Source organism: Enterobacter cloacae complex sp. (assembly GCF_900322725.1).
Lineage (GTDB): Bacteria > Pseudomonadota > Gammaproteobacteria > Enterobacterales > Enterobacteriaceae > Enterobacter > Enterobacter quasihormaechei.
Genome location: NZ_LT991957.1, coordinates 1,262,033 through 1,286,117, shown reverse-complemented (window position 1 = coordinate 1,286,117; position 24,085 = coordinate 1,262,033). Strand labels below are relative to the sequence as shown.

Annotated in this window: 24 protein-coding genes and 2 pseudogenes; 12 read left to right on the top strand and 14 right to left on the bottom strand. The window is 51.3% G+C overall.

Annotated features, from left to right (window positions below; genetic code table 11):
• Positions 1-32: 32 nt before the first annotated feature.
• A pseudogene (locus DBR02_RS06505) lies at positions 33-489 on the top strand (IS3 family transposase); the annotation flags it as partial.
• 199 nt (positions 490-688) lie between these two features.
• Here the strand turns inward: DBR02_RS06505 and fghA are convergent.
• The 5 genes from fghA to DBR02_RS06480 form a co-directional block, all read right to left on the bottom strand.
• Complete coding sequence (fghA, locus tag DBR02_RS06500; RefSeq protein WP_012561110.1) at positions 689-1,525, bottom strand: S-formylglutathione hydrolase; 837 nt, start codon at positions 1,523-1,525, stop codon at positions 689-691.
• Positions 1,526-1,589: 64 nt separating this feature from the next.
• Positions 1,590-1,988 (bottom strand): VOC family protein, encoded by a 399-nt coding sequence (locus tag DBR02_RS06495; RefSeq protein WP_012561111.1) that lies wholly within the window; start codon positions 1,986-1,988, stop codon positions 1,590-1,592.
• Positions 1,989-2,031: 43 nt separating this feature from the next.
• Entirely contained in the window at positions 2,032-3,141 is a 1,110-nt protein-coding gene (gene frmA / locus DBR02_RS06490; protein WP_017384070.1) for an S-(hydroxymethyl)glutathione dehydrogenase, read from the bottom strand.
• 34 nt (positions 3,142-3,175) lie between these two features.
• Positions 3,176-3,451 (bottom strand): formaldehyde-responsive transcriptional repressor FrmR, encoded by a 276-nt coding sequence (frmR, locus tag DBR02_RS06485; protein WP_017384071.1) that lies wholly within the window; start codon positions 3,449-3,451, stop codon positions 3,176-3,178.
• Between the two features lie 113 nt (positions 3,452-3,564).
• Positions 3,565-4,262, bottom strand: a protein-coding gene (locus DBR02_RS06480) for an IS1 family transposase (protein WP_223195083.1) whose coding sequence is annotated in 2 segments (ribosomal slippage) — positions 3,565-4,013 and positions 4,013-4,262 — 699 coding nt in all. Because the reading frame shifts where the segments join, the coding sequence is not laid out codon by codon here.
• 400 nt (positions 4,263-4,662) lie between these two features.
• Between DBR02_RS06480 and acuI the strand changes: the two genes are divergently transcribed.
• Entirely contained in the window at positions 4,663-5,646 is a 984-nt protein-coding gene (acuI, locus tag DBR02_RS06470) for an acrylyl-CoA reductase (NADPH) (RefSeq protein ID WP_023280857.1), read from the top strand.
• Between the two features lie 62 nt (positions 5,647-5,708).
• On the opposite strand, the gene acuR is transcribed toward acuI, so the two are convergent.
• Positions 5,709-6,365, bottom strand: coding sequence for an acrylate utilization transcriptional regulator AcuR (gene acuR, locus DBR02_RS06465; protein WP_023280966.1), 657 nt, complete (start codon positions 6,363-6,365; stop codon positions 5,709-5,711).
• 423 nt (positions 6,366-6,788) lie between these two features.
• Positions 6,789-7,085, bottom strand: a complete 297-nt coding sequence (locus tag DBR02_RS06460) for a helix-turn-helix transcriptional regulator (RefSeq protein WP_017384073.1) — start codon at positions 7,083-7,085, stop codon at positions 6,789-6,791.
• 858 nt (positions 7,086-7,943) lie between these two features.
• On the opposite strand from DBR02_RS06460, the gene DBR02_RS06455 reads away from it, so the two are divergent.
• The 5 genes and pseudogenes from DBR02_RS06455 to DBR02_RS06435 form a co-directional block, all read left to right on the top strand.
• A complete protein-coding gene (locus DBR02_RS06455) occupies positions 7,944-8,432 on the top strand; it encodes a P-loop NTPase fold protein (RefSeq protein WP_023280967.1) in 489 nt (162 codons plus the stop codon).
• A gap of 44 nt (positions 8,433-8,476) precedes the next feature.
• Positions 8,477-9,627 (top strand): IS3 family transposase gene (locus tag DBR02_RS06450; RefSeq protein WP_087855188.1). Its coding sequence is split into 2 segments (ribosomal slippage): positions 8,477-8,735 and positions 8,735-9,627, totalling 1,152 coding nucleotides; the frame shifts between segments, so codons are not numbered across the junction.
• Between the two features lie 124 nt (positions 9,628-9,751).
• Positions 9,752-12,466, top strand: a complete 2,715-nt coding sequence (locus tag DBR02_RS06445; protein ID WP_157843391.1) for a P-loop NTPase fold protein — start codon at positions 9,752-9,754, stop codon at positions 12,464-12,466.
• A gap of 204 nt (positions 12,467-12,670) precedes the next feature.
• Positions 12,671-13,000: a hypothetical protein gene (locus tag DBR02_RS06440; RefSeq protein WP_000140246.1), complete on the top strand. Its 330-nt coding sequence runs from the start codon at positions 12,671-12,673 to the stop codon at positions 12,998-13,000.
• A 114-nt stretch (positions 13,001-13,114) separates the two neighbouring features.
• Positions 13,115-14,122 (top strand): annotated as a pseudogene (locus DBR02_RS06435) (DUF3362 domain-containing protein); the annotation flags it as partial.
• Positions 14,123-14,155: 33 nt separating this feature from the next.
• On the opposite strand, the gene dkgA reads toward DBR02_RS06435, so the two are convergent.
• Entirely contained in the window at positions 14,156-14,983 is an 828-nt protein-coding gene (gene dkgA / locus DBR02_RS06430) for a 2,5-didehydrogluconate reductase DkgA (RefSeq protein WP_063451183.1), read from the bottom strand.
• Positions 14,984-15,088: 105 nt separating this feature from the next.
• Entirely contained in the window at positions 15,089-16,252 is a 1,164-nt protein-coding gene (gene yqhD, locus DBR02_RS06425) for an alcohol dehydrogenase (RefSeq protein WP_107533797.1), read from the bottom strand.
• A gap of 195 nt (positions 16,253-16,447) precedes the next feature.
• Between yqhD and DBR02_RS06420 the strand changes: the two genes are divergently transcribed.
• The gene (locus DBR02_RS06420; RefSeq protein WP_107533795.1) at positions 16,448-17,347 is read left to right on the top strand and encodes an AraC family transcriptional regulator; all 900 of its coding nucleotides are present in this window, start codon (positions 16,448-16,450) and stop codon (positions 17,345-17,347) included.
• Positions 17,348-17,392: 45 nt separating this feature from the next.
• On the opposite strand, the gene yghB is transcribed toward DBR02_RS06420, so the two are convergent.
• Together yghB and metC are read right to left on the bottom strand one after the other, a co-directional pair.
• Positions 17,393-18,052 (bottom strand): DedA family general envelope maintenance protein YghB, encoded by a 660-nt coding sequence (yghB, locus tag DBR02_RS06415; RefSeq protein WP_023323743.1) that lies wholly within the window; start codon positions 18,050-18,052, stop codon positions 17,393-17,395.
• A 142-nt stretch (positions 18,053-18,194) separates the two neighbouring features.
• On the bottom strand, positions 18,195-19,382 hold the full coding sequence (gene metC, locus DBR02_RS06410; protein WP_107533793.1) for a cystathionine beta-lyase: 1,188 nt from the start codon (positions 19,380-19,382) through the stop codon (positions 18,195-18,197).
• A gap of 250 nt (positions 19,383-19,632) precedes the next feature.
• Between metC and exbB the strand changes: the two genes are divergently transcribed.
• Entirely contained in the window at positions 19,633-20,364 is a 732-nt protein-coding gene (gene exbB / locus DBR02_RS06400) for a tol-pal system-associated acyl-CoA thioesterase (RefSeq protein WP_063451187.1), read from the top strand.
• A 4-nt stretch (positions 20,365-20,368) separates the two neighbouring features.
• Positions 20,369-20,794 (top strand): TonB system transport protein ExbD, encoded by a 426-nt coding sequence (gene exbD, locus DBR02_RS06395; RefSeq protein ID WP_001251472.1) that lies wholly within the window; start codon positions 20,369-20,371, stop codon positions 20,792-20,794.
• A 92-nt stretch (positions 20,795-20,886) separates the two neighbouring features.
• On the opposite strand, the gene DBR02_RS06390 is transcribed toward exbD, so the two are convergent.
• Both DBR02_RS06390 and DBR02_RS06385 read right to left on the bottom strand, forming a co-directional pair.
• Positions 20,887-21,315: a cytoplasmic protein gene (locus DBR02_RS06390; protein ID WP_107533791.1), complete on the bottom strand. Its 429-nt coding sequence runs from the start codon at positions 21,313-21,315 to the stop codon at positions 20,887-20,889.
• Between the two features lies 1 nt (position 21,316).
• A complete protein-coding gene (locus DBR02_RS06385; RefSeq protein WP_063867777.1) occupies positions 21,317-21,721 on the bottom strand; it encodes a hypothetical protein in 405 nt (134 codons plus the stop codon).
• 102 nt (positions 21,722-21,823) lie between these two features.
• Here DBR02_RS06385 and DBR02_RS06380 point away from each other — a divergent pair, with 102 nt between their 5' ends.
• Entirely contained in the window at positions 21,824-22,327 is a 504-nt protein-coding gene (locus tag DBR02_RS06380) for an ESA_00282 family adhesion-associated protein (protein WP_107533789.1), read from the top strand.
• A gap of 43 nt (positions 22,328-22,370) precedes the next feature.
• Complete coding sequence (locus DBR02_RS06375; protein WP_003862473.1) at positions 22,371-22,859, top strand: TIGR00645 family protein; 489 nt, start codon at positions 22,371-22,373, stop codon at positions 22,857-22,859.
• A gap of 67 nt (positions 22,860-22,926) precedes the next feature.
• On the opposite strand, the gene DBR02_RS06370 is transcribed toward DBR02_RS06375, so the two are convergent.
• Entirely contained in the window at positions 22,927-23,967 is a 1,041-nt protein-coding gene (locus DBR02_RS06370) for an aldo/keto reductase (protein WP_107533787.1), read from the bottom strand.
• Between the last annotated feature and the right edge of the window lie 118 nt (positions 23,968-24,085).

Below are 24,085 nucleotides of genomic sequence, written 5' to 3'. Positions count from 1 at the left end.
AGGCAGGGAAATAGTCCGACTACGCCCTGCCTCTTACTCTACTCCGCACCTGGCAGGGCTGGCTGTATCTGGCGGTGGTTATCGATCTCTTCGCCCGTAATGTGGTCGGCTGGTCGATGAAACCCACTCTCTCACGCGAACTGGCGCTCGACGCGCTGATGATGGCGGTCTGGCGCCGAAAACCAGACAGCGAGGTTATCGTACATAGCGATCAGGGCAGCCAGTACGGCAGTGACGACTGGCAGCGCTTCTACCGGGCCAATAACCTGGCGCCGAGCATGAGCCGGCGTGGCAACTGCTGGGATAATGCGGTGGCCGAATCGTTCTTCAGTTCGCTGAAAAAAGAACGGATCAGAAAACGCATATATAAAACCAGGGATCTGGCCCGGGCGGATCTTCGATTACATTGAAGTCTTCTATAACCGGTCCCGGCGCCACAGCCACCTCGGCGACGTCAGTCCGGAGGCCTTCGAACAGGCCTCGTCGTGAGGACAGGATTTGTCTACAGGCGTGGGGTCAGTCCAAACTATAGGGCAGGATCGTCTACCGGGGCGGGGTCAGTCCATCAACGGCTCGGAAGTGTCTAGATTATCCGTGGCGATTCAGTTACAGTACATCTCAGGTCTGCAGGGTTCAGGCCCTGTTCAGGCCTGAAAATTAAGCACATTTTCTGAGGCTGGAAATCAACTCATGCTGACAGCCTGAGCCTGTTGGCATGGTAAGCAATGTGCTCACCAATAAAGCTGGAAATGAAATAATAGCTGTGGTCGTATCCAGTATGATATCGGAACGACGCATTGAGGTTCATCTCATTGCATACTCTCTCAAGGATTTTGGTGCGCAGTTGCTCTTCATAAAAGGCGTCACTCAGCCCCTGATCAATGAAGATTTCTGGTAATTTTTCACCCTGTAAAATGAGGCTGACTGGATCGTAGGCTTCCCACGTTTTTCTGTTTTCACCCAGGTAAGCGCTAAATGCCTGTTGCCCCCATGGCACCTGAGAAGGCGATACTATCGGGGAAAATGCTGATACGCTCACATATTCACCAGGATTTCGCAGAGCCAGCACCAGAGCACCCAGCCCTCCCATAGAATGACCGGATATAGATTTTCTTGCCGTTGCAGGAAAATGATTCATGACGACATCCGGAAGCTCTCTGAGAATATAGTCATACATCCTGTAATGAACATTCCACGGCTGTTCCGTCGCGTTCAGATAAAAACCGGCCCCCTGGCCAAGATCGTAACTGTCGGCATCCGGGACATTATTACCCCGGGGACTGGTATCCGGGACAACAACGATGACGTTATGCCGGGCTGCATAATGCTGCATACCTGATTTGGTGATGAAATTCTGCTCAGTACAGGTCAGGCCCGACAACCAGTATAGTACCGGCAGTTTTTCTGTTACTGCTTTGGGAGGAAGATACACACCGAAATTCATTTCACAATTAAGGGATTGTGAATAATGCCGGTACACGTTTTGCCAGCCGCCAGAGCTGGCATGCTGCTCAATGAGTTCCATCAGCCGTTATCTCATGGTTATTTCCCCTGACCGAAGCCAGGGGAAGTATCTTTAAATCCGGACGTCAGATAAACGTATACGCCGTGATTTTGTTACCCGCCGGATCCCGCAGGTAGGCAGCATAGGCCCCGGGAAGGTGACCACGCGGGCCAGGTTGACCTTCATCAGCTCCACCGGCGGCAAGGCCGGCAGCATGGAAAGCATCAACCTCTTCCGGGGTGGCAGCAGCGAAGCCGACAGTCACCCCGTTAGCGGAAGGTGCTTCACCGTTGCCCGGACGGGCAATGATAAATGCCGGCTTTTCGCGGCCATAGAGTACCCAGCCGTTGCCAAACGGGCCGAGGTTATTGATACCAAGCGTGCCCAGGACGACATCGTAAAATGCGGAGGATTTCTCGACATCGGCTGCGCCAATGAACACATGAGAAAAGATGCCGTCACCAGAAATTACCGGAGTTGTCATTTTCCACTTCCTTCAGTTTGAGTTGATTAAAATTCTGATGGGATCAGTAATGAATCACTGTCCGGATAGATTTGCCTTCATGCATAAGCTCGAAGGCGTCATTGATTTCATCCAGTGTCATCGTATGGGTTACAAATGGCTCAAGGTCAATATCCCCCTTCATGGCATCCTCGACCATACCGGGGAGCTGAGTGCGGCCTTTTACTCCGCCAAACGCGGAACCTTTCCATACGCGCCCGGTGACCAGCTGGAAAGGACGGGTGGAAATCTCCTGTCCGGCCCCTGCGACACCAATGACAACGGACTGCCCCCACCCACGGTGAGCACTTTCCAGCGCTGCACGCATGACGTTAACGTTACCGATACATTCAAAGGTATGGTCAATACCCCACTTGTTGATATCCAGCAGAACATCTTTAATCGGTTTGTCATAATCATTCGGGTTAATGCAGTCAGTGGCCCCGAACTGACGGGCCAGGTCAAATTTTGTCGGATTAGTATCGATAGCGATAATACGTCCCGCTTTTGCCTGACGGGCCCCCTGTACCGCAGCCAGACCAATTGCCCCCAGACCAAAAATGGCAACTGAATCGCCCGGCTGCACTTTAGCCGTGTTATGGACGGCGCCAATACCGGTAGTCACGCCACAACCCAACAGGCAGACGTGTTCATGGTTCGCCTCCGGGTTAATTTTTGCCAGAGAAACCTCGGCCACAACGGTGTATTCACTGAATGTGGAACATCCCATGTAGTGGTAAAGAGGCTGACCGTTGTATGAAAAGCGAGTGGTCCCGTCAGGCATCAGTCCTTTGCCCTGAGTCTCGCGAACCGATACACAGAGGTTCGTTTTACCGGACTGGCAGAATTCACACTCCCCGCATTCAGCGGTGTAGAGCGGAATAACATGGTCACCCGGCTTCACACTGGTGACGCCTTCACCAACTTCAACGACGATACCGGCTCCCTCGTGGCCGAGAACCACCGGGAAAACGCCCTCAGGGTCATTCCCTGAGAGGGTAAAGGCATCGGTATGGCAGACACCTGTGTGGGTGTTTTTAATCAGCACCTCGCCTTTTTTAGGCGGAGCAACATCAATTTCAACAATCTCCAGGGGCTTCCCTGGTGCAAATGCAACAGCGGCACGTGATTTCATACGTAATATATCCTCAATGTAATAATGGCCTCACCTATTTAAGATAGGCACGAACCAGCTCAATCGTATCGTCAACTGATTTACTGACTTCATGACTGTAGCTGTCATTCTGGTCAAAGGTTTCCCGTATGTGGCTCTCCAGCACCTCTGCCATCAGTCCGTTAGCGGCGCCCCGGACGGCGGCGATTTGCTGGAGAACGGAACGGCATTCAGCGCCACTTTCAAGTGCTCTTTCCAGAGCATCAATCTGACCCCGGATACGGCGAACCCGGGTTAGGACCTTTTTTTTCTCTTCAGGAGTACTGGGCATTGCTTACCTCACTGCTCTGTATTTCTTATACTATAGGGGAGTATTACATTAAGATCAACACATACCCCACTATAGTATAATAAATATATCAGAGCACCGGTAATGACTCCAACTTACTGATAGTGTTTTATGTTCAGATAATGCCCGATGACTTTGTCATGCAGCTCCACCGATTTTGAGAACGACAGTGACTTCCTGCCCAGCCTTGCCAGATGCTGCCTCAGATTCAGGTTATGCCGCTCAATGCGCTGCGTATATCGCTTGCTGATAACGTGCAGTTCTCCCTTCAGGCGTGATTCATAAAGCGGCCAGCCATCCGTCATCCATACCACGACCTCAAAGGCCGACAGCAGGCCCAGAAGACGCTCCAGCGTGACCAACGTGCGTTCACCGAATACGTGCGCCACAACCGTCCTCCGTATCCTGTCATACGCGTAAAACAACCAGCGCTGGCGTGATTTAGCGCCGACGTAACCCCACTGTTCGTCCATTTCCGCGCAAACAATGACGTCACTGCCCGGTTGTATGCGTGAGTTTACCGACTGCGGCCTGAGTTTTTTAAGTGTCGTAAAATCGTGTTGAGGCCAACGCCCATAATGCGTGCACTGGCGCGACATCCGACGCCATTCATGGCCATATCAATAATTTTCTGGTGTGTACCGGGCTGAGAGACGGTGTAAGTGAACTGTAGCTGCCATGTTTTACGGCAGTGAGAGCAGAGATAGCGCTGATGTCCGGCAGTACTTTTACCGTTACGCACCACGCCTTCAGTAGCTGAACAGGAGGGACAGCTGATAGAAACAGAAGCCACTGGAGCACCTCAAAAACACCATCATACACTAAATCAGTAAGTTGGCACCATTACCCGAATTACCAGCGTCTGCTCTTGGCACGGAGCGGACCTATTTACTGAGCCGAAGGTCCGCTCAGACTAACTCATTAAAGCCTGGTTGTTTTATCGCATCATCAGCCGTGTTCTGAAGCATTAGCTATGTATCTTCAGGGATGCTGATTTTCCCTCTGCACCAGATAAACCAGAATACAGTTTGATGTCGGTCAAAAAAGACAGCTTTAAGTGCATGAAATGAATAATGTTTCTTGAATGCTGGCAAAGCACTGGGATAGTAGTGTTGATTATTAGACGATCGGTCAATATTATTTATTGACGACTTAATGACTGAACGGTAAACGCCCGGACAAACGAGGTGAACGTGTTTAAATCTTTATTAATCAACAAAACAGATGGACGCTATAGTGCGCAACTTGCTGAAATCGCTGAAAGTGAACTACCGCAGGGGGATGTGGAGGTCAATGTTGACTATTCATCCATCAACTACAAAGACGCACTGGCCATTACGGGCCGGGGCCCAATCGTCCGACGCTTTCCCATGGTGCCCGGCATTGATTTTACCGGTACAGTGTCCGCCAGTTCACATCCCGAATATCAGGCCGGAGATAAGGTTCTCCTGACCGGCTGGGGTGTTGGGGAAAAACACTGGGGCGGACTATCCGAAAAAGCACGGGTAAATGGAGACTGGCTGACGCCGCTCCCGGCTGGCGCTAACGGCAAACACGTAATGGCAATCGGAACAGCTGGGTTTACCGCGATGCTGTGCGTAGACGCACTTCTGAATCATGGTATTAAGCCTGAAGATGGTCCGGTACTTGTTACCGGTGCCAGCGGCGGCGTCGGGAGCATTGCGGCCATGATCCTTGCATCAATGGGGTACCGCGTTACGGCGTCTACTGGACGCCCGGAAGAGGCTGCCTGGCTCTATAAAACGGTCGGTGTGGACGAGATTATTAACCGTTCCGAGCTCTCCTGTCCCGGAAAACCGTTACAGAAAGAACGCTGGGCTGCCGCCATTGATACAGTCGGTAGCCATACGCTCTGCAATGTATGCGCCGGGGTGCGTTATGGCAGTATTGTTGCAGCCTGCGGCATGGCACAGGGGATGGAACTAATGGGGAATGTGGCTCCGTTTATCCTGCGTGGCGTCACGCTGAAAGGGATTGACAGTGTCATGTTCGCGAAGGAAAAAAGAGCGGCGATCTGGCAGCAGGCGGTACAGTATTTACCGGAGTCCAGACTGGATAGCCTGACCACCGTTTATCCGCTGAGTGATGCCATCAATGTGGCCGAAAAACTTCTGAGTGGCGGAATTCGTGGCCGGGCAGTAATTCAGTGTAGCTAATGAAGTGGAAGCCAGGCTCAGCCTGGGTTTGATAATTATTATCAGGGGCTGCGGCCCCTTTTTTACTTTTCAACAGCCGTGTCCTTAGAGGGCTGATAGCGTACTGACTTTTTGAAATAGCTCCAGAAGTCGTACACAGGCTGGGTTGAGCAATAAAGTTTGGCACGCATTACGGCACCCTCCCAACTGCTCCAGAAAATGGCCGCCAGTTGCGTATTATTCATATCGGAACGGATTTCGCCCGAAGATAACGCGTCGGACAGACAGCACGCCACAAGCGCCTGCCAGCGCTCAAGTATTTCGTGGAGCTGTTTGATAAAGGACAGTGGAAGACCCGGACTCTCCTGCATCATATTGCCAACCAGACAGCCCCGGGTGAAATTGTACTTTTTAATGCCGTCGCAGGCATCGTCGATGAAATTTTCCAGACGCATCATTGGTGTGAAGGATGATTCATACAGATGTTTTTGGAGTTTATGCACAAAGAAACTGTCATAGGCGCTCAGAACAGTCTGGGCATACTCTTCTTTGCTCTTGAAATAGTAATAAAATGAGCCTTTAGGAACACTGGCATTTTTGACAATGGCATCGACTCCCGTTGAAAGAAAACCATTCTGCGTGAGCAGTTCAAGCCCGCTTCGGATCAGGTCATTACGGGTATCTGTATAGGTACTCTCTGTTTTTCGTGGCCTGCCTCGCCCACGAATTTCGCCAGTCATGACTTTGCTCCTGCATTTTATTAACGGAAAAGAATAAGTGATTTTGCGCGGAGGCTTCAATCAGTTTATCCCCGGCGGTGACGAGGTGGCCACCTATGCCGACTGGACAGGGGACTGACTATTGCCATAACGCCATCGCAGGTTGCTTCAGTAAACCTGCTAATCCCGTACAATGGCGAATTCGCTATATCCGCTTCTCGCACTTAGCTGCCATAAATCGGCCAGGCAATCACAGGTCATTTCTGTCTCGCAAAGAAGGTGCCGTTTCTGCTTTGCGTTGACACCCCTAAATATTAGAATTAAAAGGAGAGAGTTACTGGAAAAAGGCAGCGGAGGCAGTGACAATCGTGGCTTGAAGCCACTACTCGATGGATGCGGACATGTAGTTGGCGTCATTCGACAAAACTAGCAAACTTCTAATAGTCACCATTTCTCCCGTCTGGCGGGAGTGCTGTCAAATGCCCCCCTCATCTCTGTGTGGGAAATGAAGGGTGAAGGGGAAATAGATGACAGCGTTATTTCTACGCCCAGAATACTGAATACCTTGTACAGACGATCAATACTGGCGCTAGCAGGGTTTGCTTCCAGGCGGGCATAGGTTTGCTGCGTTACGCCAAGCCTCTCAGACACATCTTTTTGCGTGAAGCCCTTGATTTTGCGAAACCCGATTAGCACAGGTCTGAGCTGGTTCAGCGTTTTTATCGGGAACTGATTATTCATAAGTGACCTGCCTCGCAGACTGAGTAGGGAGTACCGCCCTGTAATACAGCAGGTAAGGTGTATTTTGTGTTATACAGACTATAGGCTGTAAAACCTTTATTGAAAAGATGCTGATGTTCCAGGGGCATGCCGAGCATGGACGATTTTCTGCGGGGCGGTATTTCGCTACGGGGGAGATTGCGTTCGGGCAATGTACCGGTGTAAAAAACGTCAATTTTTCAAAACCGCTGTTATCGGGATAAGCTGAAAACTCCGAAGGCAGACACAGCCACGAATAATGTCAGACTTAAACTCTGTAGCTGTCTTCTTTTGCCTGTAAATAACGTCTAGTTTGACTCTGATGAAGGCTGTACCAGGCAGAGAACATGTCACTCTCGGGGCCGGATGATAAAATGTGTTCAACTGGCTGGGCAGGGTAATAGCGAAGAACGTTCTCTGAAATTCGATTCAGCTCAGCGTAACGTGCGCTGTAGGTATGTATAATCCATTGCATCAATTTTGCATCCGTATTATTCGCAGATTACACACAAGAAGCTTAACAATGGCTGAAAGAGTGAGCAGGGATATGTAACAAAAACAAGGGCTTCAAGATGAACTGGATAAAACCGGAGCAGAGCAAGCCCTGTTCCGGTTTGTCAGGCTTTGGAATTTCTTCCAGGCCCCTGCAGCTAGTCACAACAAACACATTAATGTTTTCATTGCTTCAATTCAATATTATTGTGTGAAAGGGATTCCATCGAAATCGGCTTATGCATGCTTAAAACTAAACTGCCCCGGCTGCAGTCATTTGGTTGCTGTGGGCTCTGTACTGTGTCTAATAGTGAAAGAATCTTACGTTATAACGAAGGAAATTGCTGAATGACTCTACGATTGCAGACGGAATCACCCGCTGACCAGGATATGTTTAGAGGCAGCAGTCATGAAAAAGTTGCAGAGAATGTGGCTCAGATCATCAGGACACCTGATGTCAATATTATTGGTCTGGAAGGTGAGCTGGGTTCAGGTAAGTCAACAATATTGAAGTTCCTGCAGAAAAAGCTTAAAGATGATTTTACGTTCATTAACTTTGATGCAGAACGTTACCATCATGGCTCAACTAAAAAAGCGCTTATCGATGTCATCCACCACGGGGTCAGCCTACAATGTCCGGGCTCCCGGGATGTGTTGGATAAGTATAAAAATCTGGCTCTGGGTAACATCGTTGAATACGACAAGAGGGTCAGCAGCAGGCTAAGCTGGTTGACCGTCGTTTTTATTTTACTGTCATTGCTTTCCGTGCAGATGCTTCGTTATGTGCTAACAGACCTTAATCAATATTTTACTAACAATGATCTTACCCACGAATAGTGGACACACGACTAAGTGAGTAAACTCTTAACCAGAGGTGACTCATGACAAAACCAGCATCAACCAGTAAGAAGCCCCGCAAACAGTACACGCCTGAATTCCGCAACGAAGCCCTGAAGCTTGCGGAACGTATCGGTGTTGCTGCCGCTGCCCGGGAACTCAGCCTGTACGAATCCCAGCTCTACGCATGGCGCAGTAAGATTAACAATGCCCGCAGCTCTTCCGAACGTGAGCAGGAAATGTCCGTTGAAATTGCCCGTCTTAAGCGCCAACTGGCGGAACAGGCAGAGGAGCTGGCCATTCTCCAAAAGGCCGCGACATACTTCGCGAAGCGCCTGAAATGAAGTATGTCTTTATTGAAAAACATCGGGCTGAGTTCAGCGTCAAAGCCATATGCCGGGTACTGCGGGTCGCCCGTAGCGGCTGGTATGCGTGGCGTCTGCGTCGTCAGCAGATAACACCACGTCAGCAGTTCCGGCTCGTCTGTGATACTGCTGTCCGTCAGGCATTCACTGAGGCAAAACAGCGTTATGGTGCGCCTCGTCTCGCTGACGAACTGCCTGAGTACAACGTCAAAACCATTGCCGCCAGCCTGCGGCGTCAGGGGCTTCGCGCAAAAGCGGCCCGGAAGTTCAGCCCGGTCCGATACCGCGAACATGGCCTGCCGGTGTCTGAAAATCTGCTGAAACAGGATTTTTACGCGAGTGGCCCGAATCAGAAGTGGGCGGGTGACATCACGTACTTGCGCACGGACGAAGGCTGGTTGTACCTGGCGGTGGTCATTGACCTGTGGTCCCGTGCTGTCATCGGCTGGTCGATGTCGTCGCGGATGACAGCGCAGCTGGCCTGCGATGCGCTACAGATGGCACTCTGGCGACGTAAGCGCCCGGAAAATGTCATCGTGCATACGGACAGAGGCGGGCAGTACTGTTCGGCAGACTATCTGGCGTTACTGAAGCGGCATAATCTGCACGGTAGCATGAGTGCCAAAGGATGTTGTTACGACAATGCCTGCGCGGAAAGCTTCTTCCACTCGCTGAAGGTGGAATGTATCCACGGGGAACGCCTTATCAGCCGGGAAATCATGCGGATGACGGTGTTTAATTATATCGAGTGTGATTACAATCGGTGGCGCCGACACAGTGCCTGTGGCGGACTCAGTCCCGAACAATTTGAAAACCAGAACCTCGCTTAGGGCCGTGTCCACATTACGTGGGTAGGATCACAAGGAGTCATTATTAGGGTGGCTTTTTTATGTTGAGGTGGCCGCGTTTCTTTCTCCTGCCATTATGGTCGCAGGACTGGCATGCCTGCAGAACATGGAATGGTACAGAAAGAAAGGGTATTCGAGTATTGGTGATTTGTTCAAACGCAACAGTACTGACAGGATTGAAGAGACTTGGCTAGTTAATAAGGAGGTCGGAGCTATTGAGCTGGCTGAAGCTCTGCAGGGATTTACCTCCAAAGAGGTCATTTCCCATGGAGATCGCTTCATCCTTATCATTGATAATCTGGACCGAATCAGTGCAGACAAAGTGAAAGAGCTCTGGAGTGATATGGAGCTTATTGCCGGAGCCACTCATGAACACTTCAGGATAGTGGTGCCCTATTCGGCAAGACAGGTTTCAGCCTCACTTTCTGTGGCGGGTTTCAGCGGGCGTGAGTTTATTGCAAAGCGGATTCCTGTAAGTTTTCAGGTTCCTCCTCTTATTTCGGCAGGATGGCAGGAAGCGTTAAGGCAGTACTGGAAAGAAACAGTAAATGAGGATGCAGGGATAGCGTGCCGGGAAGCAACGGTGTTGCTTGAGCGCTGGAAACCCTCTGAGTATCCTCGTATCACACCGCGATTAATGAAGAAGTTTGTTAATGATATTCATATTCTGAACCTTACCGTTCCTGCAACAGAAGATCATCGCCATATTCTTATTGCTCTCTACTTACTGGTGGTCAGATACGGGGAGCGAGATATTAAAGTATTACTTCGCGATCCCAAAGCTAGTCAGACCGAACCCGGTATTGCTCCGGATGATTTTGACGAGATGCTCTCGCTAACTTATCAACAAATATCCCGAATTTTTAATAACGATACAGAAAGATGGAGCGAATTTCTGATGAGCATCCACTATCAGTCCACGGTGGAGCTTGCCAGGAGCGAGTTGCTTGATACGCCTCTTAAAGACGCGATTGGTGCTATAAATATCCCACGGCTTGAAGAACTGACGGCCTTGTGGGGTTTCGCTGAAGCATGGCAGCGAGTGGCACCACATATTCAGATGCGAGACTGGCTGGTTTCTTATAGCCGGATGGATGAGAAGTGTCAGGCTCTCGCCGAACCGCAACTCAAAGTCGCAGTGCAAATGCTGAATCAGAGTTATGCTGTTTCACTCAGAGAAAAGAATGATGAAGGTTTCGTATTGAGTCTGCAGAAACTGATGGCTGACGGGCGGATAAGCCTAGAGCCTTTCGTCGAAAGGCAAATATCGTTTATTGTGAGTAAACTTGATGAAATTCAGGATTCAGAAAAATTGGAGGCTGAATCCACGCAGACGTTGCTGCAGGAAGCTGATTCATACTCTGTTCTGGCCGGTGAATCACTACTGAATAAAATGGAGAATTTTGTAGATGGCGTATTTTATGTGGAATACCTTGTCAATAATGAAGAGACCTTGTCAAACCTGAAAATTGGCACACTAGATATCGGAAATCACGGTCGGGAGGAGATGTTACGCTATGGAGCTGAGCAACCTCAGATAGACCTTTTTAATCCGGGAATTATCCGGCATATCAATATTGCATCGAAGGCGGTACAGAACGTAATTGGAAAGAATGATGGTACAGGTGGGGCTCAGGTTAGCTCTGCAATAATGACGCTTAAAAATCGTCAGGTTGTTGAGGACGTTATCCATTTCAGAAAAATTGTTCTGAGCCCGGACTGGAATAATAATGTTTTAAATCAATATTATCTTAATAATACGGCGACGAGGAATCTCTTCCCTGCGGAATTTGCTGCACAGGCTGTTGCTCACATGGTGCTCCATGGTAACTATGCCGGTATCGAGTCGTACAGTGAACATATTGGTGAGGAACGGTTTGACCTGGCTTTGGCTGCATATCTTCGTTATCTACGTACTGCCGAGAGTATCTTTATAGCACTTAAGGATAAAAATGTTCTGCCGTACATCAAAAATGCTGTTGGCAGGATTGTTGATTTAGGTCTTCTGGTGAATATACCTGTCCTGAGCTTTGTTAAAGGTCAGTATGACGTCATCAAAGAAGCTACAAATGCAACCTCTCTTTTAATATTTGTGCGAGAGCGTCAAAAAGCACTGTCAGAGAAAATAATTGAGTCTGATGTGAATGCTATGGGTCCAGTATTTCTCCATGACGTATATCAGTCAGGTGAGCAGTTTGATATTTTGAAGAAAAAGCTGAACGCCCTGGCATGTGGAGTATTTAGTTCTTCTGAAAGGCTTATTGAGTGTTTTACGGTTCTTCCTGTGAACATGCGCTTTATCCTTGAACAAATGCAACTTCAGGGGCAGCATATCCGGATGGAAGGTAGTGTGGGTATCTTTGCATCATGGTTCCGTGATGCAGAGCCAGACGTTGTCACAAATGCCGAGAACATTCATTTCCTGTGGTCTTGCCTCGACGATACCCAGAGAGAGACTGTACTTGATGAGTTGCACGATGTCTTACTTGAAAGACATATTCGTATTGACAGCCGTATTGCGATTATTACCCGTTTTCATAATGAGTTGTCGTTTATTGAACCTGAGAAGGCCGTTGAACGCAGGGCTATTGCGGCGCTGTTTAGCGCTTCTGTTGATAATGTATTATTGTCTCAATGGCTTGACCGTCAGACGTTTTCATTTTCATCATGGTCTCCGGAGGACGCCCGTACGGCAACGAGTTGTATAATGAATAACTCGGAGATTTTTCCTCTCATCTGCAGGAATTCACAGTATATTAAAAACAGAATGTTACCAGAGAAAGCGGACGTTACAGAAGATAGTGATACGTTTCCGGACTGAGTTCGTTCTTTAAATCCTATACCTGAAGACCACAGCGGTGGTCTTTGGGAGTTTTTTTATTGCCTGATATACATTAAGCATGTTATATCTTGCTAAGAAATAATCATTCAGGGATTAATCATAACTACTGAAGTTATGTTGTGTTCTTTTCTTTTAAAAATAAATTATTCAGATTTATTTTCTATTGATTTAATGAGGTAGGGAATGACAGAAAGTGCTTTGCTTTTGCGAGAGGCATTTAATGAATCGGTTAACTATATGACATGGTCTTTTTATTCACTGATAACTGCTTACGTTTCGATGGCTTTTTATGATAGAGTTGAGGTTAAGACCCGAATAAATAATTATCTGAATAAGTTACTTTTCGTGATTGCTATGTCCGTTTTTATCCCAAATATGTACTTTGTTTCAATGGTGTTCAGTCAGAAGTTAGGCACCGCAGCTGGCGTTGCGTCATTCATTATTGGGCTACTTTTCATGATGTTAAACTCGGCGCCTGTAATTACTGGTATCGTACAGCAGCGCAAAGATTGAGTTTTATGAGTATAGTCAGTTGGGTTTTCATCTGTTTTATCAGACTTAGAAAAATGAAATCTTTCAATTCATTGATTTTAAACGCAAAAAAATTTCTAAATGATCAGAATTATAGGGTGCTCGCTCTGTTCGATCACCGAACACGAAGGCCGTATCATCCAGAGCCGCTCCGAAGAGTCGATTGTTAACGAGATCGAAGCGATTCGCGACTCGGTGCCGGGCTTTACCGGCGTGATCTCCGATCTGGGTGGCCCGACGGCGAACATGTATATGCTGCGCTGTAAATCGCCGCGCGCCGAACAGACCTGCCGCCGTCTCTCCTGTGTCTATCCGAGCATTTGCGAGCATATGGACACCAACCACGAGCCGACGATCAACCTCTACCGCCGCGCGCGCGATCTCAAAGGCATCAAGAAGATCCTGATCGCCTCTGGCGTGCGTTACGACATCGCCGTGGAAGATCCGCGCTACATTAAAGAGCTGGCGACGCACCACGTGGGCGGGTATCTGAAGATCGCCCCGGAGCACACCGAAGAAGGCCCGCTGTCCAAAATGATGAAGCCGGGCATGGGCAGCTACGACCGCTTTAAACAGCTGTTCGACACCTACTCAAAACAGGCGGGGAAAGAGCAGTATCTGATCCCTTACTTCATCTCCGCGCACCCTGGCACGCGTGATGAAGACATGGTGAACCTGGCGCTGTGGCTGAAGCAGCGTCGGTTCCGTCTGGATCAGGTGCAGAACTTCTATCCGTCGCCGCTCGCTAACTCGACAACCATGTATTACACCGGCAAGAACCCGCTGAGTAAGATTGGCTATAAGAGTGAAGACGTGGTGGTGCCTAAAGGGGATAAACAGCGCCGTCTGCACAAAGCGCTGCTGCGCTATCACGACCCGAAAAACTGGCCGCTGATCCGTCAGGCGCTGGAAGAGATGGGCAAAAAGCACCTCATTGGCTCGCGTCGTGATTGTCTGGTGCCTGCGCCAACGCTGGAAGAGATGCGCGAAGCGCGCCGCCAGAACCGCAATACGCGCCCGGCGCTGACGAAGCACACGCCGATTGTGCATCAGCGTTCGAACGGTAATTCCAGCGCGAAGAAGCCCGTGAAGCGCAAAGCGTAAAAAAGAAAAACCCCGGCAAGCCGGGGTTTTTTATTAACCGCCGAACTGATCCGGATCCGGCCCAAGGCGCTTACCCTGATCCAGCTTCGCAATCTCACCCAGTTCGTCTTTATCCAGGCGGAAATCCCAGACGTCGAAGTTCTCGGCGATACGCGACGGCGTGACCGATTTCGGGATCACCACCAGACCGCTGTCCAGATGCCAGCGGATGACAATCTGCGCCGGCGTTTTGCCGTACTTATCCGCCAGCTCTCGGATAATTTTCTGATCAAACACCCCTTCGCCACCCTGAGCCAGCGGGCTCCAGGATTCGGTCTGGATCTTGTGCGTGGCGTTCCAGGAATGAAGCTGGCGCTGCTGCATCAGCGGGTGCAGCTCAATCTGGTTAATCACCGGCGCGACGCCCGTTTCATCAATCAGGCGTTGCAGGTGATGAACCTGGAAATTACAGACGCCGATGCTTTTAATCAGCCCCTCTTTTTGCAGGTCAATCATCCCCTTCCAGGCATCAACGTAATGATCGATAGCCGGAACCGGCCAGTGCATCAGATAGAGATCGACAAAATCGAGCTGGAGTTTCTCCAGGCTCTCCTGCAACGCTTCGCGGGGACGCTTTTGATCGTCGTTCCACAGCTTGGTGGTGATGAATAACTCATCGCGGGGAACGCCAGCGCTGGCAAGCGCGGTCCCCACGCCGTCCTCGTTTTTATAGGCGGCGGCAGTATCGATGGACCGATAGCCGACTTCCAGGGCTTTATGAATGGCGGAGACGACCTCGTCGTTACCGGCTTTCCATACACCTAGCCCCAGCTGGGGCATCACGTTGCCGTCCTGTAGCTTGATTACGGTTTGGTTTGCCATTTTTCCTCCTTCAGGTGCTCATCGCCGGAGGGAACCTCCGACGATGTGATGTGCATTAAGTCTGGACGAAATGTCAAAAAACGAAAGTCAGGATCCTAAAAACGCTTAGCGTGCCGCTTCGTAAATGCGACGGCTGACGTCCAGGGTGATGTCGCCATGCTCGCCGATCTGCGTCATGCCGTGTGCTTCCAGTTTCGCCAGCAGGGCAGGGATAGAACTGCCGTCCAGGCCGTAGTCAGAAAGACGCGTTGGCACACCCAGGCTTTCAAAGAACTGACGGGTGGCTGCAATTGCGGCATCAATACGCGCATCGTCGGAACCTTCGGTGATGTTCCACACGCGTTCGGCGTACTGGAGCAGCTTGGCGCGTTTAACGTCACGTTTTTCGTTCCACAGCGCAGGCAGAACCACCGCCAGCGTCTGGGCGTGATCCAGTCCGTGCATCGCCGTCAGCTCGTGGCCGAGCATATGGGTAGCCCAGTCCTGCGGCACGCCTGCACCGATCAGGCCGTTCAGCGCCTGGGTGGCGGCCCACATGACGTTGGCACGCACGTCGTAGTTTTCGGGCTCTTTCAGCGCTTTCGGACCTTCCTCAATCAGCGTCAGCAGAATGCCTTCCGCAAAGCGATCCTGAATTTTGGCATTAACAGGATAAGTCACGTACTGCTCAACGGTGTGAACAAAGGCGTCGACCACGCCGTTCGCCACCTGACGTGCAGGCAGGGTATAGGTGTAAACCGGATCGAGGATCGCGAACACGGGCTGAACGTGTTCGTTCATAAAGGCCTGCTTGTCACCGGTGGTTTTACGGGAGATGACCGCGCCTTTGTTGGATTCAGAGCCGGTGGCCGGCAGCGTCAACACGGAGCCCATCGGGATGGCACTGCTAATGTCGCTGCCGCCCGTTTCCAGAATATGCCACGGGTCGATGCCGTCAGCGTAATGCGCTGCCGCCGCGATGAATTTGGTGCCGTCCAGCACGGAGCCGCCGCCCACCGCCAGCAGGAAAGTGATCTGCTCCTCGCGGGCGATTTTCACCGCGTTCATCAGCGTTTCATAAGACGGGTTAGGCTCGATCCCGCCGAACTCGCGCACGTCCAGTCCTTCCAGCGCGCTGTAAACCTGATCCAGTACGCCGGTTTTTTTCACGCTGCCGCCGCCGTAGGTAATCAGGACGCGGGCGTCCGTCGGGATTTGTGCACGCAGGTCAGCGATAGCGTCTTTACCAAACAGAATGCGGGTTGGGGTGTGAAGGTTAAAGTTGTTCATGGCTTGTTCCCTGTAGTGGGTAAAAAATCGTGGTGCCGCAGAAGGCAACCTGATGCTGCACATTGTCGCGGGCAGGCGCTATCCTCTCAATGCACATTCCTGCCGATGTCTTGCCCATTTCTACAGCGCGCTGGAGAAACGGTAAGAAAATGCGCACACTGTTAACGTCGGAAACCGTACCCGGAGTAACTGAAAATGAACCGTGATGCCATCTGCCATCAGCTAACGTCGCAGATTAAGAGACTGACAGATAATGTAAATAATGTGTCCGGGCTATTGCCGGATATTCGGCTGCTCTACGGAACCCAGCCCGGGACACGCACCCCGGTGATGTATCAGCCCGGCATCGTTTTTCTCTTTTCTGGCCATAAGATTGGCTATATCAACGAGCGCGTTTTCCGTTACGATCCCAATGAATATCTGCTTCTGACAGTACCTTTACCCTTCGAATGTGAAACCTTCGCGACAGAGGATGTGCCCCTGGCCGGGATCCGCGTCAACGTCGATATCCTCCAGTTGCAGGAGCTGCTGATGGAGATTGGGGAGGACGAACTGTTCCGGCCGTCGATGGCGGCAAGCGGTATCAATTCCGCGACCTTATCGGATGAAATTCTTTGCGCGATCGAACGCCTGTTAGATGTGATGGAAAGGCCGCTGGACGCCCGTATTCTCGGAAAGCAGATTATCCGCGAAATTCTTTATCACGTGCTGCTGGGGCCGGGCGGCGGGGCGCTGCTGGCGCTGGTAAGCCGGCAAACGCACTTCAGCCTGATTAGCCGCGTGCTGAAGCGCATTGAGAGCCAGTACACGGAAAACCTCAGCGTTGACCAGCTGGCGGCGGAAGCCAATATGAGCGTCTCGGCGTTTCACCATAACTTTAAATCCGTCACCAGCACGTCGCCGTTGCAGTACCTCAAAACCTACCGTCTGCACAAGGCGCGGATGCTGATGATCCACGATGGCATGAAGGCCAGCGCGGCGGCGATGCGAGTTGGATATGAAAGCGCGTCGCAGTTTAGTCGGGAGTTTAAGCGTTACTTCGGCGTTACGCCGGGGGAAGATGCGTCGCGCATCCGAACCATGCAGGGAGCCTGAGGAGAAACGTAGGCCGGGTAAGCGGTAGCGCCACCCGGCTTTTGTTTATGCACTGCAATACTTTTTCTTAATCACCACCGCAATGGTACCCACCAGCCCAGCAACCAGCAGGAAGATCGGCAGCACCATCAGGAATGTCATCACCTGGTCTTCATGGCGCTTAACAAAGGGGATCATATTCAGCGCGTAGCCGAGCGTAGTGACCACGCCCACCCAGAGCAGGGCACTCAGCCAGTTGAAGAACTGGAAGCGGCGGTTAGACAGGCCTGAAATCCCCGCCATGGTCGGCAGCAGGGTACGCACAAACGCCAGAAAACGCCCGGCGAGCAGCGCCAGCAGGCCGTGGCGGTCAAACATGCAGGTCGCACGCTGGTGATATTTATGCGGCAGCTGCGCCAGCCAGCCCTTCACCACGCGGGTGTTTCCAAGCCAGCGCCCCTGCAAATAGCTCAGCCAGCAGCCGAGACTGGCCGCAGAGGTGAGGATCACCATTGTCGGTGCGAAGTCCATCACGCCCTTGCCGATTAACGCCCCTGCGAGCAGAAGCAGGCTGTCTCCGGGTAAAAATGAGGCTGGCAGTAGTCCATTTTCCAGAAACAGCGTCGCGAACATCACGAAATAGACAATCCCGACGACATGCGGGTCCGCCAGCGCGGCAAAATCGTGTTGCCAGAGCGCCGTGATGATATTTTGAATAACAGCCATGGACTTTCCTGTGGAACAGCAGATATAACGCTATTGTACTCCCAAATTTGCCTGTCGGGGTTGATCGCAGGCGCATCTCATACAGACTTTTCCACTTGCGGTGTTCAGAATGGCTTCCGGGGAGTACATTTCAGCCAGCACTTTACACGATGCGCTCAAACCCTGCCGATAAATCCGCAATTAAATCGTCCACATTTTCCAGCCCGATATGCAGGCGGATTAAGGTCCCCTCAAAGTCCACCTCGCCGCCCGGGCGCAGGGCCGCAATCTGCTCCGGCTGGTTAGGCAGGATCAGCGATTCAAATCCACCCCAGGAATAGGCCATGCTGAAGAGGGTAAAGTGATCCAGATAGCGCGCCAGCTCGGCGTCATTCAGGCGCTTTTTAAGAACAAATGAGAACAGCCCGCTGCTGCCCGTAAAGTCACGTTGCCAGTATTCGTGGCCTTTGCTGCCCGGCAGCGCCGGATGGTTAACGCGCTCCACCTGCGGATGCAGCGCCAGCCACTGGGCAATTTGCAGGCTGCTTTCGTGGTGCTGACGCAGACGCACGCCGAGCGTACGGATGCCCCGGCTGGTCATGTAGGCGGTATCGGCATCCACCATCTGACCCATCAGGTAGGCGTTTTCACGCAGTTGATCCCAGCAGCGGGCGTTAGCTACCGCCGTACCGATCATGCCGTCGGAATGGCCAATCAGATATTTGGTCGCCGCCTGTATGGAGATATCAATATCAAAGTCCAGCGCTTTAAACAGCACGCCTGCCGCCCAGGTATTGTCGATCATGATAATCGCTTCCGGCGCGATACTGCGCACCGCGTTCACGATGGCCGGGACGTCATGCACTTCCATGGTGATGGAGCCGGGAGATTCCAGGAACACCACGCGCGTGTTCGGCTGAACAAGCCCGGTAATGCCTGACCCAATCAGCGGATCGAACCAGCTGGTGGTGACGCCGAGCTTGCTGAGAATTTTGGTGCAGAAGTCCTGGCTTGGCTCGTAGGCGGTATTGGTCATCAGGACGTGGTCGCCCTGTTCCACAAACGCCAGAATGGTATTGGCGACCGCCGCCGCGCCGCACGGGAACAGCGCGCAGCCCGCGCCGCCCTCCAGTTCGCACATGGCTTCCTGCAACGAGAAATGGGTTAGTGTGCCGCGACGACCGTAAAACAGCCCGCCCTTCGCGCGATTACGCGTGGCGATTTTTTTATCCTCGACGGTATCAAACACCAGCGAGGAGGCGCGCTGGATCACGCTGTTGACGGAGCCCTGGGTGTATTTCTTACTGCGTCCTGCCTGCACCAGCGTGGTCTCAAGCTGCTTTTTAGTCATGTTCGCTAACCCTATTTTTATACGTCTGGACGTCCAGACTACCATGATTGTCAGAATGTGCATCCGGATGCTTATCGAATAAGCAGAAAATATTATTAAAAATACGCATAAAAAATTTTTACTGCGTAAGCGCAAGGAAAGTGAGCGAAAATTACGGCACTATGTAAATACTAATGAGAACTACTATCAATTCGACGACGTTTTGATATTATTACGTTCAGATTTGTGATTTGCGTCCTGGAGATACAGAGTGGGTAATAATTTGATGCAGACGGATCTTTCCGTTTGGGGCATGTACCATCATGCTGACATCGTAGTTAAGATTGTGATGATCGGCCTGATTCTGGCGTCCGTGATCACCTGGGCTATCTTCTTCAGCAAGAGCGCCGAACTTCTTTCACAAAAACGTCGCCTCAAGCGTGAGCAGAAGCAGCTGGCAGAAGCCCGCTCTCTGGATCAGGCTTCTGATATCACCTCATCCTTCCATGCGAAAAGCCTGACTACCCTGTTAGTGAATGAAGCTCAGAACGAGCTGGAACTCTCCGCAGGCAGTGAAGATAACGAAGGCATTAAAGAGCGTACCGGGTTCCGTCTGGAGCGTCGCGTTGCAGCCGTAGGCCGTCATATGGGCCGCGGTAACGGCTACCTGGCAACTATCGGCGCCATCTCCCCGTTCGTCGGCCTGTTTGGTACCGTCTGGGGCATCATGAACAGCTTTATCGGTATCGCCCAGACGCAGACCACTAACCTTGCGGTCGTCGCGCCGGGTATCGCAGAAGCGCTGCTGGCAACGGCTATCGGTCTGGTTGCCGCTATCCCGGCGGTGGTTATCTATAACATCTTTGCGCGCATGATTGGCAGTTACAAAGCCACGCTGGGCGACGTTGCCGCGCAGGTTCTGCTGCTGCAAAGCCGCGACCTGGACCTGAACGCCAGCGCCGTTAAGCCGGTGCATGCGGCCTCCAAACTGCGCGTAGGTTGATTGTATGGCAATGCGTCTTAATGAAAATCTGGACGATAACGGTGAAATGCATGAGATCAACGTGACGCCGTTTATCGACGTCATGCTGGTTCTGCTGATTATCTTTATGGTTGCCGCGCCGCTGGCGACGGTGGACGTAAAAGTGAATCTGCCTGCATCCTCCAGCCAGCCGCAGCCGCGTCCGGAAAAGCCTATCTACCTGTCGGTGAAGGCTGATAAATCCATGTTCCTGGGCAACGATCCGGTGACGGATGCCTCGGTTATTCCGGCGCTGGACCAGCTAACCGGCGGCAAGAAAGACACCACCGTTTTCTTCCGCGCGGATAAAACCGTCGATTACGAAACCATGATGAAGGTAATGGACACGCTGCATCAGGCGGGTTACCTGAAGATTGGTCTGGTCGGCGAAGAGAAAGCGGCCGCGAAGTAAAACGATGGCTTTTGCCGCCTTCCGTGCCGGGTGGCGGCTTCGCCTTACCCGGCCTACAATCTCAGGCTAGCGCCGCCGGGCGAACCACGTTGTCAGCAGTCGGAAGATGTTGTTGACGCCTCTTCATCGAGCGCCACGCAGGTGACGTTTGATGTGCGATAGTTGCCTTCCGAGAGTTTACGGGTCAGGCGCAGGGTGGCGGTTTCGCGTGCCAGCAGGTACTGATAGCTCGCCTCCAGCCGCCCGAGGATCTTCTCCTTAAGCTCAGGGTGCTGTTCGATAATGGCGTTCATCACCGCGCCGTAAATTTCCTCTTTGACCTGCAAGGCATAAATCTCCCGGCGGTTCTGCCATTTCAGGCGCACCAGCGTGGCCGGAATTGAAATTAAATCCTGCGTAATTCGCGTCATCTCGTCATTTTTTATCTTTTTGAGGGCGTCGAGATTTTGCTTTAAGATAAATTCATCGCTTTTCTTATCATCTAAAGTCAAATAAACGTTATTACCGGTATCATTATTCACGTTAATCTTCCCCCAGCTGATAAAAAATGGGATTGTTTTTTTCACGCGTAATTAAATTAAGCCAAATTTCATTGCCCGCTTCATTTATTTGCTGCGTTTTCTCGGCCATTATTTGACTTAAAGTCTGGGCATCTATTTCCCCTTCGGCCTGTAAATCATTCAGCAGATGAACCAGAGCTTCAATCTTGATGGCCCGAAATAAACGTTCTTTTAAATGGCGATCATGCTCTTCCAGCACCATATTACGAGATTTGCCGGTGCGCGAAACACCAATTAATATGTCGGCTTCGTAGTCGGAGAGTTTTCTTTTTCCTTGAGTGAAATTCGCCTCTTTATCTGCTTCCGTCGAAGGCTGTTCCACAGGCGTAATGTGGTACTTTGCCGGGACAATATTGTCGGGCAGCATTTTAATTTCCTTTAATTTCAAAAGGGTGGGGTTGGAAAAAGGGTGAGATTCGTTGACAATAACATGAGGCAATTTTAAAATCAAAAAAAATGGAGCCTACCCATGAACAGCATTTTCTTTACGGTCATAACGTTACTATTACTGACCGCTGGCGTGCTTTTATTGATGCAAGAGTTTAATAAAACGAAAGTGTCAAAAGACGTCAGTGAACCGCCACCGCCTGAATTGATGTCCAAAGAGGAGGGGGAAGATCATTTCTCCGTATTGATGAACGCCGTGACGCCGGTGTGGTACTGGCGGGTGAATCACGAATATATCGATTTTCTTCATGCGACAATTAAGCGGATGAAAATGTCCGACATTAATGACACGCCCGGCCTGTTCGATGCGCAGCGCCGCTGTAGCGACCTTAATTCCGCCGTCTATAAATATTATGACAATATCAAAAAGCGCTGTCTGAATGGTGAGAAGGTGTCGTACTCCGATTTGGACGTATTAAATTTGCGCCAGTGTTTTCGCGAGTTTAGCCTGGAAGCCTACCCGGAACTGGTTGCGCTGGTCTGGCCGGAGTATGCGCGCCCGGATGTAGATCCCAACGATGTGTAGTTGAGATATACTGAGCGCTGGTTTCGTTTGCAGACAGGATTTTATGGAACGCTTTTTTGAAAACGCAATGTATGCCTCTCGCTGGCTGCTCGCACCCGTCTATTTTGGTCTTTCCCTGGCGCTGGTCGCTCTGACGATCAAGTTCTTCCAGGAGATTTTCCACGTCCTGCCAAACATTTTCTCCGTGGCAGAAGCCGATTTGATTCTGGTTCTGCTGTCGCTGGTGGATATGACGCTGGTGGGGGGATTACTGGTGATGGTGATGTTCTCCGGTTATGAGAATTTCGTCTCTCAGCTTGATATCGCCGAGCATAAAGAAAAGCTCAGCTGGCTGGGGAAAATGGACGCCTCCTCGCTGAAAAATAAAGTCGCGGCGTCAATTGTGGCGATTTCGTCTATTCACCTGTTACGCGTTTTTATGGACGCGAAGAACGTCCCGGACAATAAGCTGATGTGGTATGTCATTATCCACCTGACGTTTGTGCTGTCGGCGTTTGTGATGGGGTATCTGGATAAGATCAGTAAGAAATAAATTCACCGCGCCCCTCACCCTAACCCTCTTCCTGTGGGAGAGGGCCGGGGTGAGGGCAGCAGGCGCGCTATTTATCCGACGACGCCTGCCACAAATTCAGTTCACCGTCCGCCACGTGCTGGTCAATGCGCGTCAGTTCATCTTCGGTAAAGCGCAGGTTATTCAGCGCCTGCACGTTCTCTTCCAGCTGCTCCGGGCGGCTCGCACCAATAAGCACCGACGTCACGCGCGCGTCTTTCAACAGCCAGCTTAGCGCCATCTGGGCCATCGTCTGCCCGCGCGCGTGCGCCATTTCATTCAGCAGACGAAGGCTACTCAGGTTAGCTTCCGTCAGCATGTTCTCCGTCAGGCCGCGCACTTTCTTTCCTTCCCGCTGCATGCGTGAACCGTCCGGAATACCGTTCAGGTATTTACCGGTCAGCAGGCCCTGCGCCAGCGGGGTAAAGGCGATACAGCCCGTTCCGTTTTTCTCCAGCGCGTCCAGCAGGCCAGTTTTGTCGACCCAGCGGTTAAGCAGGTTGTAAGACGGCTGGTGGATCAAAAGCGGGATCTTCCACTCGCGCAGCAATTCGGCCATCGCCGTCGTGCGTTCCGTGGAGTAAGACGAAATGCCGACATACAGCGCTTTTCCGCTCTGCACCGCGTGTGCCAGCGCGGCGGCGGTCTCTTCCATCGGCGTGTGTTCGTCAACGCGGTGAGAATAGAAAATATCCACATACTCCACGCCCATGCGTTTCAGGCTCTGGTCGAGGCTGGCGAGCAGATATTTACGTGAACCGCCCGAACCGTACGGCCCTGGCCACATGTCGTAGCCCGCTTTGGTGGAGATAATCAGCTCGTCGCGATAACCGGCAAAATCTTCCCGCAGCAGGCGGCCAAAATTCTCTTCAGCGCTGCCCGCAGGAGGGCCGTAGTTATTGGCAAGGTCAAAATGGGTAATGCCGAGATCGAAGGCTTTACGCAGCAGCATACGCTGGGAATCGAGCGCCTGAACGTGACCGAAGCTGTGCCACAGGCCCAGCGACAGCGCCGGTAAGCGCAGGCCACTTTTGCCGCAGTATCGGTATTGCATATTTTCGTATCGGCCGGAGTAAGGGTGCCAGGACATGATGTCTCCTTTCTTATCGGTGAATTTTCGAAACAGCGTTTTTATTCTAAGCCTATCAAATCATAAATCGTGGAGATAAGCGACGACGCGCCTGACTAGCAAGAATTTTCCGCACGAG